Below are 13008 nucleotides of genomic sequence, written 5' to 3'. Positions count from 1 at the left end.
GAAAAAGGGGGGGAACAAAGTGAGTAATCACAATAATAAGTTCTTTAATACTTTCATTTGTTTTCTACTCCTTTGGATCCTATTTGGATATAACCCTCAGTCAACGTTTTCTGCGAATGAACATATTGATTTAGAAAATAAATTAGAGAATTATATGCTAGAACACGAGGGAAATGTTGCTGGATTGGCAACGATTGTAATTGACCAAGGTGAAATCATTTACAAAATGAAAGGTTATTCAAATATAGAAGAACAACACCTAGTTAATGAAAATACGGTTTTTGAATGGGCATCCGTTTCTAAAATTCTAATTTGGATCAGTGTTTTGCAATTAGTAGAGTCAGGAATGCTTGATTTAGAAACAGATATTGAGACTTACTTGCCAAATAATTTCCGCTCCAAAAAAAAATTTGAGGATCCGATCACGATGCAGTACTTAATGCATCATACAGCGGGATTTGATGATAGTTATACAGATTTAATGATTCATCGTCCAACAAAAAAGAGCTCCTTACGAGAAGTACTTGAAGAGGCCGATATTAAACAAATATTTCCTCCTGATGAAGTCGTTGCCTATTCAAATTACAGTAGTGGTCTCGCTGCCTATATTGTTGAGAAAGTGAGTGGTCTAGACTATCGGGAATACGTACGGAAGAATATTTTAGAACCACTTCAAATGACGAAAACCGCAATAGATCCTGAACAAGACGATAACAAATGGGTGAAAGAACGGCGGAAAGAAGTGCAGGGATATTCGAATACGCTGCAATTAATCAAACCTAATTTTTACTCGATTCCTATGTATCCAGTAGGTAGTGCTATGGGAACAGCTACAGATCTGCAAAAGCTGTTACAAGCGTTATTAGCCGAGGATGGAGCCCCCTTATTTAAAGATAAAAAAACGATTAATATAATGTTTGAACCAACATTATATTACCCAGAAATCAATATCCCAAGGGTTGCAAACGGTTTATTTTATTTACCTTCGAAAAGTCAGCATGTTTATGGTCACAGTGGGAATTCTAAGGCTTTTAGCTCCTCATTTTATGTAGATAGAAAAGAACGTATCGGAGTTTTAGTGTTGACAAACATTAAAAATGAAAGTACGTTCACAGCGGGGATTCCTGAAATCATTTTTGGAGAATATGAACATGGAGAAAATGAAGAAAAAGTAGAAAATTCATCTCAGTGGAAAGGTATTTATGAGCCGGCCCGGTTACCACGACACGGATTTAGTAGAGTGTACGGGTTATTTTTAAGAAGCAAGACGAAGCAAAATGGGTCACACGATTTAATGGTAAACGACTTGAAGTATTCACAGCTAGAACCAGGCATCTACAGAACAGAAGATGGATTCAGTATACACAGTCTGGACCTTTATTCACATCATCCGCAAACTAAAAAAATGTTATCTAATATGTATTCAGATTTACTTTACGTCCCTTACTATAAACACTTCCTAGAGTGGGGAGGAATTATTCTAGGATTATTCACTATACTGTTTTCTTTACTCTGTAGTATAGTCACGATTTTTAGAAGAATATGGAATAAAAAACATCTGCACTTATTACTATTTACTCAACATATTTTAAATCTACTTGTGTTTACTAATATTCTTTGGATAGTTTATAAGGCCTCATCTATGGTAAGTTATTCATTTCTTAAGCCATTTTTAACTTTAAATTTTGTTTATATAGTGATCACTCTTATCAATAGTGGGTTTATAATTGTTAAAATAAAAGTTAAAATACTATCTAAATATAAGAAAATCGTTTGGATTATGACAATTATTTTTACAGTTATTTTGTGCGTAAATATTTTGTATTGGGCGTTTTATTATTAAATATTTCATGTCGATAATGAGAAAATAATTTGAGTTACCAAGTATAGATACAACCAAAATAGAACGACAACTTTAAAAACAGATTGTATAACAACCAGGCCATTTAGTTGAATAAAATAGCTAAGGGAAGTAGAAGAAAATATCATTGATTAAAAGGAAATGGTGGAGAATACCTTGAATAAAGTTGTCATTCCCATATTAGGGGAATAAGAATTTAAAGGTTCTTTACCTCACCTAAGGAGAAATAATGAAATAATATTGATTTAATTACTGTCCAACTCAGAAGGTTGGTTCAGTTCAAGAATTTACTTAATAACAAGAGAATAAATCTATGCCAGTTATACCAATAATAAACATTGACGAGACACCATTTAGTGACCTATTATAAAGACACTGAATGGTGTCCTATTTGTGAGGGGGGGAGGTTTTGAGCGAGAAAAAAGAAGGTCGTGATGTTTATGAAGCCATCGCAGACCCAACGAGACGTAAATTGCTACGTATATTGGCAGATGCAGGGGAGTTACCTTTGTACGAACTAACTGCCCCATTCCAAATAGGGCGTACTGCAGTTTCTAAACATTTGGCTATCCTGAGAGAAGCGGGTTTGGTTACCGTTCGTAAAGTTGGAAGGGAAACAAGGTATCGAATAAATGCGGCCCCCTTGCAGGAAATTAAAGACTGGGTATCCTTTTATGAGAACTTTTGGGTGAAAAAGTGTCGCATTTAAAAAAATTACTATCGGAGGAATAAACTATGGCAGACGTAACATTAGATTTTCAATTTACAAGTTCTATTGAACAAGTGTGGAAGGCATTAACAGATTCAGATATGTTGGCAAAATGGATATGGAACAATGACTTTAAACCAGCTGTCGGAGAAAAATTCCAATTCCGTTCTGAGCCAAATGAATGGTGGGATGGAATTGTTAATGGAGAGGTACTCAAAGTTGAGGAACCTCATATATTGTCTTACACTTGGGCAAGCGCTGGAGAAACCACTACGATTACATGGACATTGAAAACAGGTGCGGACGCTGCTACACATTTGCATTTTGAACAAACAGGTTTCAGTGAGGAAACAAAAGCAACCAAAGGAGCTATTGAAGGAGCTAAATATAGTTGGACGAACTTTGGTGAGCAACTTAAAAAAGTGTTGGAACAATAATCGTATTTTGCTTTAATTAAATGAATGGATAAAATAGATCATGTTAAACAGATCACTAAAATGATCTGTTTTTCGTTTTAAGGAGAACAGGATGATGAGCTTTATTCAAGATACCTTATCAATATTCAAAAAGAGAGAATTGTTATTAATAGAAAGCAAAAAAGAGTCTGAAGGGGTATATTCCTTTCTATTCGAAAAAGAACAGGGTTTAACCTGGAAAGCAGGACAACATGGTCTGTTTATGATTATACATAGGAAGACAAAAAAACCGATACGGCCATTTTCTATTGCATTTGCTCCAACCGAGAATGTGATTAGACTCACAATGCGTATTAGTAACAACCAAGCGATTTTAAGAAAGCCATGTTAGAGTTAAAACAAGACATGAAACTTAAAATGAATGGACCATTAGGCGGGGGGGCGGGTTATCTCCAAAATAACAGTCCTTCCCTTCTAATTGCAGGCGGGATCGGAATAACACCATTTCGGTCGATAATAACACAATTGAAGACTGAAGAGATTGGACAGAATAATTTACATCTGCTTTATTTAGATAGCAATAAAGCATTTATATTTAAAGATGAACTTGATGGAATTGCCGAAAATACTTCAATAAGTGTAACTTACCTTGATTCAAGAGATGAATTACATCAGGAAATAGACAAGTTTACCAATGTATATAAGAATGGTAGTAAATACTATATTGCGGGACCGAAGCCAATGGTAGATACAATTTCAATATCCCTAACAAACAATAATATTTCAAAACAAAATATCAAAAAAGATGCCTTTTTCGGAAATTAAAAATTAACACACACAACCAGACCATTTTCTAGAAGAAAGGAGTTTTAATTTGAAAAAAATTGATGCATTAAAAGCCGGGGTTGCTGTAATTATTTTGAACCAAGAGAATCAAGTTCTATTGCAAAAAAGAGCGGATGTGGGCCTGTGGGGTATCCCTTCAGGACATGTGGAAATTGGTGAAACCGTGTCTGAAGCAGTTATAAGAGAAGTAAAAGAAGAGACGAATTTAGATGTAAGAATTGAAAAGCTAATTGGTGTTTATTCCGATCCTAATTCACAAGTTTTCAATTATCCAAATGGCAAGACAGTTCATTTTATAACGACTTGTTTTCTTGCTGAAATTACAGGTGGGGAATTGAAATGTAATTCAGACGAATCGCTTGAAATTAAATTTTTCGGCCAGGATAATTTACCAGAAGATCTGTTAACAATGCACCCTCAATGGTTAGAGGATGCTCTTTCAAAAAAGGAAGCAGCATTTATTCGCTGACCAATATTCTGGAATCGTTTTTACGTTATCCGTTTTTATATTCCGTAATAATAGGGTATGTATTTAAGGTAAACAGAAAAGAATAGTAAAAATACGTGAATGAATAGGAGGAAAACAAACCAATGGCATATATAATATTAATTATTGGATTTGCATTGTTAATAAAAGGAGCTGGCTATTTTGTTGACGGGGCTTCCAATATCGCGAGACTGCTTCAGGTTCCGCCTATTTTAATCGGGTTAACAATTGTAGCTTTTGGGACAAGTTCACCGGAAGCGACGGTCAGTATTATTGCAGCACTGGAAGGAAGTGCTGAGGTTGCAGTAGGAAACGTAGTTGGAAGCAATATTTTTAACATTACTCTCGTCGTAGGAGTGGCTGCTTTTCTATATCCTTTGAAGGTTGAAAGTGAGACTATTAGAAAAGAAATTCCATTTACCTTACTCGCAAGTGTGGCATTGCTTATTCTTATGAGTGACATGGCATTGCAAGGGTTCAGCAGCAACATGATTACACGTGGTGATGGATTCATCTTCTTATTGTTCCTTTCCATTTTCATGTATTACGTTATCGAGATTGGACTAAAAAGCCGAAAAAATGCTGCGAATGAACCCGTACCTGAGAATATCAGCTGGGGTAAAAATATATTAATTACCATATTAGGCTTGGCTGCTATTATATTTGGAGGGGATTTAGTAGTAGATAATGGTACAAAAATCGCCTACTCTCTTGGCATGAGTGAAACATTGGTGGGACTCACAATTATTGCAATTGGAACATCTCTTCCTGAACTTGTCACATCTATTTCGGCGGCACTGAAAAAAGAAAGTGAAATAGCACTGGGGAATATTGTAGGGAGTAATATTTTCAACATTTTATTTGTACTTGGTGCTTCGGCTGCAATCTCTCCATTAGCCGTGAATGATAAGGTGTTTATTGATGTGATGTTCATGATCGTCCTAACTGTTGTGTTAATGATTTTCTCAAGGACCAATTTCAAGATTGGGAAGCGGGAAGGATCAGTGCTTGCTGCCGCCTATATTGTTTATTTGGTATATATTATAATACGGAATTAATAGGAACCGATATGCCCTGGGGTGCTGTATGAAACCCCGGGCTATAACAAGTTTCACATTTGGTGATGAGACTTGGTGAAAGAAGTCGCGGTATGACCAAAGAAGATGACACGGTTGATGAAATTGACCTTGTGTTATCTTCTTTTCTATATGACGGAAAGATGATAGAGCCAGGTCCTTTTAAAAATTGCGTTTTTTACATAAGGAGAGAGTCGGCTTCGAATGTTAAAGTATATTATTTTTTATAAGGTTTAAGGAACTGTTGAAGAGACTGATGGAACTAACATCCTGCCGTCGCGTTCAAAGTGGAACAAATAGAATAAGAACTTGATTCAGGCGGAAATTTTCTTTACCAAACTGCCTTTTTAAAATAAAGTATAACAAATATAATTAGATTTTTTTGGAGGTCAAAATGAGTGAGTAGTTCCCCAAATAAAATGAAACTTATCATTCCAAAAGGATGTGATAATGCTCCAAGAAAACAAATAGTCATTGACTTTACAGTAGCTATAGTTGAGCTGCAACATGAAATCATTAAGGAGTATGCAGTTGAATCAATTATATGGTATCAATTAAAAGATCATAAAAAAATAGAAGGTATAGGTTCATTTGTTACTACCTTGCAAGAGGAAGTAAAAAACCTTGTTTCCTGCCTTGAAATTTACCAAGTGATAACTCACGGGAAATTTGCTTCTATAAATGGTGTGATTTCATTAATAAATGGTACAGAAATTGACTTCTGTGATGTATATACATTTAGTAATAGTTCGAGGACTGGAAAAGTTAAAGAAATTAAATCCTATAGGCTATAATCTGGAAAGTGAAGTTTTTAAAAACGGAACTAGAGGTGAAGTTGTGTATATTTTAGACCAAACGAATGAATTGGATATCGATTCACCTGAGTTCGATGTGCGAAATAACGAAGTGAAAAATCAGCGGAAAATGCTTTTTGATTATTTTATTATGAAAGCCTGTACTGTGGATATATTGATGTACAAAGGGTTAACTGAAGAGAAGATACTAAAGCAGATGAAGAAGCTTTTTAAAAACCAACGAGTAAAAACAGATCATCATGGTAAATGCTACAAATTCTTTTTAGATGACGCTGCCAGGAGTTGGATTACAGCAAATAATATCAGTGAATGTACGAGCGTTATATATGATAAACATGACAAAGTGATTGCCGATTTTAATAGACATGTATCGTTTTATGAACAAGTGCCTTTGCCATGTGGTGTGTTGCCAGTGAAAGAGCTGCCATTTCAACTGGAAATTTATATTCCCGATAAAGATAGAGAACGTGATGTAGATTTACAAGAACAGGCTAAATCGTATTATATCAATACGGACTATGATTGTATGGAGAAATTTGCTTTTGAAACAATTGAAAATCTTTATTTTTATCCATTGTCTATCTATATTGAAACGCACGACGGAGAGCAACGTCAAATGCAGAAGGATTGGGCGGAGTATGATGTAGAATATATAGACTCTGGGCAGCGTGTGTTGACCCTCTCTTCAAAAGGGATGTATCATGCGGCTTCTTTTTAACAGTAAAGAACACCGATGAATTAAATATTGTGTTCGAAAAATTATTTTACTTAGCATATCAAAACGACACGTTCATTGTATCTCAAAATAAGCTGGAGAACCGAACTGGCCGTAACCGAATTTTCAAATCAAGTGATAAAGTCGTTTTAACGTTCGATCATGATGCACAAGGGATTGTCCTATACAGCGCGCTGAATCTAGAAAAAGTAAAGAGCTATTTTACAAATTATATGATTACACATATACAACAAGAGAGTTAGGCAATTAACTTGCCTCTCAAATTCTTACAAAAGAATATTTTGTATTGGGCGTTTTATTAATAGAAATGGGGTGTTTTAATGAGCAATTGATAAGAACTCATACAATTTAGCACGCAATACTATTTGAATACCGCCTAGTCAGGGTCTTTTTCATTGGTTGGCCAGCAAAATCACAAAATACAAAAACATCGCAAGCAAGCCAAGTATTAAACCGACGCGGGCCCACTCGACGATGTGTATATTTAATTTGCCGGGGGATTCAACATCCCGCCACTAATGAGCAATCAAAACAAAATCGCCTAAATCTTTCGAGTCTTGTAGCTGGGAGGAATAATACTCATTATCTTAAGTTGCGTAATATAAGGTATTGATAAGTCTATCATTGGAAATGGGCACCTTTATATAGGGATGCATATGCTAATTTATAAACATGCAAAGGCTAATATGGGGGTGCTGGGGTGGGTAAGGTTCATAGTGGGAATTTAACGTTTGATTATATCGTAATTGGTACTGGACCAGCTGGATCAGTCATTTCGAAAAAGCTGACAGATGATAAAAAAACATCCTTGCTTGTTTTGGAGGCGGGGGATCATAACAGTGGGGAGCAGCCAATAAGGAATTCGCTTTTTGCCCCGCCATTCATTCTAACGGATAATTATTTGCCTGAATATTTTTGGCAGGGAAAGGGTGTCCCACAGAAAAACGTAAATAGCCGTTCCTTTGAGTGGACGGGTGGACGGACTCTAGGCGGCAGTTCCTCAGTTAATAATGAACAATATGTACGACCTTCGCAAGTGAATATAAAACAATGGGAGAAAAGCCTTGGACCGCTTTGGTCGCCTGAACAGGAAACCTATCAATTTGCAAAGTTGGAGAACTACAACGGTGCAACCTATAATCCATATGCTCGGGGATACGGCGGTCGATTGAATATCAGACAGACTCCGGCGTACCCAACTGAAATGGTAGAAAAGATGGTTTCGGCTATGGAACGGGCCACTGGTCTTTCAAGAATTCTTGACTATAATGACCCGAATACGCCACTTGGTCCCTTTACGAGATGGCAACTTTATCAGATGCCTGACGGTCAACGAGAGAGTGCGGATACCGCCTTTCTATCGCCCGATGTTATGACTGTGAGTGGTCAAGGCGTAAATGAGAGAAAGCTAACAGTATATTATAATTCAACAGCTCTTCGTGTGATTTTTGATAATGAAAAACGCGCAATTGGCGTCGAGTTCCTTAGAGCAGGGAAGTGTGTCCGTGCGTACGTTCACAGAAAGGTCATTGTATCCGCTGGAATCAATAGTCCTCAGCTGTTAATGCTTTCTGGAATTGGATCGTCAGACATCCTGGATAAAGCCGGAATCCCCATTGTGTTTCATAATCCCAATGTCGGAATGAACCTAACCACCCACTCCGCCAATACAGCTACTTTTACAACGAATCCAAACGACAAAGCACTGCCAGCCAATGATCCATTTGCACTTTATACAGGTGGAGCCTTTTTACCGGACCCAACGCCTGGATCTGATCCAAATCGTCGTGGGGTACAAATTATTGGCCAAATTGATTCCAATGGAATGTTAAACATTGTCTTTTTCCTGTTAGAACCAAAAAGCCGTGGTTCTGTTAAAATCCAAAACTATGATCCATTAAAGATTGTGCTTGCGGACGAGGGGTTTCTGAATAACCCAGCCGACCTGGAATCCCTTAAAACAGTTTACAAAATCTATATTAGAAATATTGCGGCGGAGCTATTAAAGATTGACCCAAAGTATCAACTTGTTTCGCCCACACTTGATACTATTAACGACAATAGCAAGCTTGAAATGTATATAAAGAACAACCTTGCCCCCACACATCATGTACAAGGTACGCTTCGAATGGCACCCAATGAAAAGAGTGGGGTTGTAGATGCCAGGGGACACGTTTTTGGCGTACAGGATTTGATAGTTGCAGATGATTCCATTGCACCGTTCGTTTCGGACGGTAACACCTCGGCGCCTGCATTCTTCATTGGAGCAAACATTGCGGATCATCTCCTTGCGGGTCATTAAACGAGGTGACAGTGGCTGCTATAATACAAGGTACCTAATGTGAAAAATCTTGAGATTTTCGAATTGTTTAAACAAACTCAATAGTTTCGTGCACAGGTACCTCAACCAAAGAATCGACGAAGGAGGGATATGAGATGATTGAAGCACGCGAGCCGATAATTGTAGAGTTTCCTTTAAGAGGAGAATGGTACTCTCCTAACACGCCAGGGACAAAAATTCCTAGTCACGGCACAAACCAATTAGGATCAAGATATGCTTATGACTTTATTCAAGTGGATTGGGAAAGAATGGGTTGGCCCGCCTATCGCACTAGTTTGGCGCAATATTTACTTTTCGGGGTTCCCTTAGATGATTATTATTGTTGGGGGCAAGAAGTATTTGCTCCTTGTGAAGGAATCATTGTCCAAGCAAAGGACGGTTATAAAGAACGAGCAAGAACAAAATTGCTTTCAGATATGTCTAACGCTTATAAAAATGCTCATTATTTCGACCTAAAAAAAGACGACATACAATCAGTGGCTGGCAACTACATCATTATAGAATGTGCCGACAATATATATGCTGGATTAGTCCATCTTCAAACAGGGTCAATTCAGGTTTCAGTTGGTCAGCGTGTAAAAAAAGGTGAAGTTATTGGTAGAGTTGGTCACTCGGGTAACTCCTTTGCTCCGCATTTGCATTTTCAACTTATGGATAGTAGTGACATAGCTACCGCAAATGGATTGCCTTTTGCTTTTGAACAATACGAAATATTTAAAAATGGCCTATGGGAAAAAGTAAATAATGGGATTCCAACAAATAAGGATAGAATAAGATTTTAAAAATTCTGATGAACAGGAATAAATGAAAATAGGCTCGTATAATGTACCTGTGTGAGAAACTAACAGGAAGGTTTCAATAGTCGTGATTGTTTCATTAATCGCGTAAGTTTAAACAAACTCAATGGTCTTATGCAAAGAAAAGATATAAATAGTCTCCTCATTGCTTAAAAGAGCTTAAGTATTACAAAGGCATCCTGAATAGATCTATTCAGGATGCCTTTGTCTATCTAAAACAACCATGTCATTAGTAAATGGTTTATAGTCTACAACTGAAGATAATTTTATTAAGGTAGTCGGTTCTCCGAAAGATAAAGTAGCATCAATAAATTCTTCAAGTATTTTCACTGATTCCGTTACAACCTTTACTAAGTAACTAAACTGGCCGGCTAAACGATGGCACTCTACTACTATAGGTTGTTCTTTGCAAAAATCTTTGAATTTTCCCCCTTGTTTTGTATCGAATAAGATAAATGCTGTTATGTTTTTATTGAGTTTTTCAGGGTCAATGATAGCACGATACCCTTTTATAACTTCTTTATCTTCAAGTTTTTTTACTCTTTCATTTGTTGCAGGCGTTGAAAGCCCAATTTTCTTTCCTAATTCTGTCATTGATATTCGAGCGTTTTTTTGAAGTTGTATAAGAATGTTATGATCAATCTCGTCCAAGTTTTTTTCCTCCTTATAATTTTAAGTACATATATACTATTAAAGTTTTAAATTAGGTATCTTTAAAATAAACCTTAAAATGGTTATGTATTCAGAATAATATACCATATATAATTGTGATTAAGAAAAAATTATATTATATAGGAAGGGGAGAGGAATTTAAATGAAAATATATCATGCTATCATTGAAGATTTAGAAGGAGTTTCAAAATTATTTAATTTGTATCGCATGTTTTATCAACAACCATCGGATTTAGAAGGGGCTAAGACTTACATAAAAAAACGTTTAGCAAGCAGGGATTCTGTTATATTAGTTGTTAAAGATAAGCAAGGATACGTTGGATTTACTCAACTCTATCCAACATTTTCATCAATATCGATGAAAAGAGTATGGATATTAAATGACTTATATGTGGATGCAGAAGCTAGAAACCAAGGGGTAGGAGAAATGCTCTTAGACAAAGCTAAAGAGTTTGCTGCTGAGACAGGGGCAAAAAGTATTAGTTTAAGCACGGCACCGGATAATTATTCTGCACAAAGACTATATGAAAGAAACGGGTACGTTCGAGACTCACATTTTTACCAATACGAATTAGGTTTGTCCTAATAAAACTTCAAATGTATTATTTGTATAGAGTACTTGTCTGAGAAACAAATTCAATAATTCCATGTAATCCATTTCCCAACCAAACACTTCGGAGTGACTTCGTCTAATTGCATGCAAATAGAGAAAAGACCGCCAACTGAGCGGTCTTTTTTCATTGCCTAGCCAGCAAAATCACAAAATACACAACCATCGCAAGAAAACCTAGCGGCACACCGACTCGCGCCCATTCACCACTGCGTATATTCAATTTACCTGCCGCGATGATATTCGGGATATTCCCCGGTATCAGCATCCCTCCACTAATGAGCAATCCAAGCAAAATCGCCTGAATCGTCGCTTCGTCCATAGAAGGACTAATTTCCGCTGCAGCCAGTGTCGCATTATCGAGAACGGCAGAAATCATATTGATCCAATACAGCGTCAGTGGATGAAGATCGAGTAAGTAAAGACGAATCAACGGTTCGAATCCGGCGCCGAGAAGTGTCAAAGCAAGGACAAAAACATACACTTTCATGCCTCTCACCAAAATACTCCAATAAGATTCCGCCGCTTGTCCGGATGATTTGCGGACGGTTAAGCGAGGACGGATGATGAACAGTGCCAACAGTCCGAAGACAAAGACCCCTGCTATGATATCCGTTCCGAGCAAATTCATCAGATAATAGAAATCTTCATTCAGTTTATTGGTTGCAATCGTTGAAAGCGGCTCTCCGATGGGTGTAAGCACTGCCCCCATGCCGATCGCATAACATGCCAAAATGACGAAGCGAATTTCCGAACGGCGGTCCATTTGGAGTACCGAAGCAATCGCAACGAGGACGAGTGCCGCGATAATTGCGGTGATGATACTGGAAACGAGACCTAAAATCATAATAATACAAGCTAAATACAGACGAAAAGGGATAAGCCGGCTGCCGTATAGAATGGCTTTTTCAAACGGCACACGCACCCAACGGAATACAATGCCGGCTGCGACGACTGCTATTGTAATATGGAGCGGGTCACGAAGCGCCTGCATGATTAATTCGGGTTGAAGCACTCCGCTAATATATGCGGCAGCACAGCCCATGAAAAACAGAAAAATTTCCAAGTTTCGTTCTATACGAGTAACGGTAAAAGGCAACAACAATACAAGCATTAGAATCACTATCAAGCCAGCAACCATAAGCTACTCCTTTCTTTCATTATTTCCTACTACTCTATGCAAAGTGCCGCCTCATTTTGCATAGAATGTCCATACGATAGAAAAAAAGGAGAGACGGAACATGGAAGCGACGGATATCGTATTAATTCCCGTCATTATCGGCTTGATTGAGCTGCTGAAATTATATGGTTTGCCAAAAAAATTGATGCCCATTTTCTCACTGGCACTAGGTATTGGCGGAGGCATGTTCTATTTGTTCCCGAATGATTGGAAGTCCGGTGTGTTAAGCGGGCTAATTATGGGATTGTCCGCGAGCGGGTTGTATTCTGGAAGTAAGACGATGGTGAAACGGAAGGATTGCGAGGAAGATGGCAATGGAAAATAAGATGGGCAAACTAGGCGAATAGTAATTGCGAGAGTGGAGGCAAAAAGCTTCGACTCTATTTTATTGTTCATTTTCAAAAAACAGAAAATAATTTCAACAACAGTGTATCCTTTTCCAAAAAAGATTCTATATGACAG

General features: G+C 37.4%; 17 protein-coding genes. 14 read left to right on the top strand and 3 right to left on the bottom strand.

The features are described from left to right. Window positions 1–19: 19 nt before the first annotated feature. The 10 genes from MKX97_RS08800 to MKX97_RS08755 all read left to right on the top strand — a co-directional run bounded on the left by MKX97_RS08800 (window position 20) and on the right by MKX97_RS08755 (window position 7188). On the top strand, window positions 20–1843 hold the full coding sequence (locus tag MKX97_RS08800) for a serine hydrolase domain-containing protein (protein WP_342537456.1): 1824 nt from the start codon (window positions 20–22) through the stop codon (window positions 1841–1843). Between the two features lie 427 nt (window positions 1844–2270). Next, window positions 2271–2570, top strand: coding sequence for a metalloregulator ArsR/SmtB family transcription factor (locus MKX97_RS08795; RefSeq protein ID WP_342537455.1), 300 nt, complete (start codon window positions 2271–2273; stop codon window positions 2568–2570). Window positions 2571–2596: 26 nt separating this feature from the next. Then, on the top strand, window positions 2597–3007 hold the full coding sequence (locus tag MKX97_RS08790; RefSeq protein ID WP_342537454.1) for an SRPBCC domain-containing protein: 411 nt from the start codon (window positions 2597–2599) through the stop codon (window positions 3005–3007). A 91-nt stretch (window positions 3008–3098) separates the two neighbouring features. Next, on the top strand, window positions 3099–3377 hold the full coding sequence (locus MKX97_RS08785) for a hypothetical protein (protein ID WP_342537453.1): 279 nt from the start codon (window positions 3099–3101) through the stop codon (window positions 3375–3377). Window positions 3378–3391: 14 nt separating this feature from the next. After that, entirely contained in the window at window positions 3392–3811 is a 420-nt protein-coding gene (locus MKX97_RS08780) for an FAD-dependent oxidoreductase (RefSeq protein WP_342537452.1), read from the top strand. A gap of 49 nt (window positions 3812–3860) precedes the next feature. After that, window positions 3861–4301 carry an NUDIX domain-containing protein gene (locus tag MKX97_RS08775; RefSeq protein ID WP_078816666.1) on the top strand — a complete coding sequence of 147 codons (441 nt, stop codon included), beginning with the start codon at window positions 3861–3863 and terminating at the stop codon, window positions 4299–4301. Window positions 4302–4423: 122 nt separating this feature from the next. Further along, a complete protein-coding gene (locus MKX97_RS08770) occupies window positions 4424–5377 on the top strand; it encodes a calcium/sodium antiporter (RefSeq protein WP_078816665.1) in 954 nt (317 codons plus the stop codon). A gap of 416 nt (window positions 5378–5793) precedes the next feature. Beyond that, on the top strand, window positions 5794–6189 hold the full coding sequence (locus MKX97_RS08765; protein ID WP_342537451.1) for a hypothetical protein: 396 nt from the start codon (window positions 5794–5796) through the stop codon (window positions 6187–6189). Window positions 6190–6232: 43 nt separating this feature from the next. Further along, window positions 6233–6928, top strand: a complete 696-nt coding sequence (locus MKX97_RS08760; protein ID WP_078816663.1) for a hypothetical protein — start codon at window positions 6233–6235, stop codon at window positions 6926–6928. Between the two features lie 29 nt (window positions 6929–6957). Beyond that, window positions 6958–7188, top strand: coding sequence for a hypothetical protein (locus MKX97_RS08755; protein WP_078816662.1), 231 nt, complete (start codon window positions 6958–6960; stop codon window positions 7186–7188). 150 nt (window positions 7189–7338) lie between these two features. Here the strand turns inward: MKX97_RS08755 and MKX97_RS08750 are convergent, their stop codons facing one another. Continuing rightward, the gene (locus MKX97_RS08750) at window positions 7339–7422 is read right to left on the bottom strand and encodes a hypothetical protein (RefSeq protein ID WP_245799444.1); all 84 of its coding nucleotides are present in this window, start codon (window positions 7420–7422) and stop codon (window positions 7339–7341) included. A 224-nt stretch (window positions 7423–7646) separates the two neighbouring features. On the opposite strand from MKX97_RS08750, the gene MKX97_RS08745 reads away from it, so the two are divergent. Together MKX97_RS08745 and MKX97_RS08740 are read left to right on the top strand one after the other, a co-directional pair. Further along, complete coding sequence (locus MKX97_RS08745; RefSeq protein ID WP_078816661.1) at window positions 7647–9248, top strand: GMC family oxidoreductase; 1602 nt, start codon at window positions 7647–7649, stop codon at window positions 9246–9248. 134 nt (window positions 9249–9382) lie between these two features. After that, complete coding sequence (locus tag MKX97_RS08740; protein ID WP_009496597.1) at window positions 9383–10069, top strand: M23 family metallopeptidase; 687 nt, start codon at window positions 9383–9385, stop codon at window positions 10067–10069. 204 nt (window positions 10070–10273) lie between these two features. Here the strand turns inward: MKX97_RS08740 and MKX97_RS08735 are convergent, their stop codons facing one another. Next, window positions 10274–10735 carry an Lrp/AsnC family transcriptional regulator gene (locus MKX97_RS08735; protein WP_342537450.1) on the bottom strand — a complete coding sequence of 154 codons (462 nt, stop codon included), beginning with the start codon at window positions 10733–10735 and terminating at the stop codon, window positions 10274–10276. Window positions 10736–10898: 163 nt separating this feature from the next. Here MKX97_RS08735 and MKX97_RS08730 point away from each other — a divergent pair, with 163 nt between their 5' ends. Then, entirely contained in the window at window positions 10899–11342 is a 444-nt protein-coding gene (locus MKX97_RS08730; RefSeq protein WP_340758845.1) for a GNAT family N-acetyltransferase, read from the top strand. Between the two features lie 151 nt (window positions 11343–11493). Here MKX97_RS08730 and MKX97_RS08725 read toward each other — a convergent pair whose 3' ends face one another. Further along, the gene (locus MKX97_RS08725; RefSeq protein ID WP_078816658.1) at window positions 11494–12507 is read right to left on the bottom strand and encodes a DUF1646 family protein; all 1014 of its coding nucleotides are present in this window, start codon (window positions 12505–12507) and stop codon (window positions 11494–11496) included. 100 nt (window positions 12508–12607) lie between these two features. On the opposite strand from MKX97_RS08725, the gene MKX97_RS08720 reads away from it, so the two are divergent. Then, entirely contained in the window at window positions 12608–12871 is a 264-nt protein-coding gene (locus MKX97_RS08720) for a hypothetical protein (RefSeq protein ID WP_009496602.1), read from the top strand. The last annotated feature ends 137 nt before the right edge of the window (window positions 12872–13008 follow it).

The sequence above is a fragment of the Sporosarcina sp. FSL K6-3508 genome (assembly GCF_038615825.1).
Classification (GTDB): domain Bacteria; phylum Bacillota; class Bacilli; order Bacillales_A; family Planococcaceae; genus Sporosarcina; species Sporosarcina newyorkensis.
Note: the sequence above shows the minus strand (reverse complement) of the source record. Positions and strands in the feature narration are given on the sequence as shown.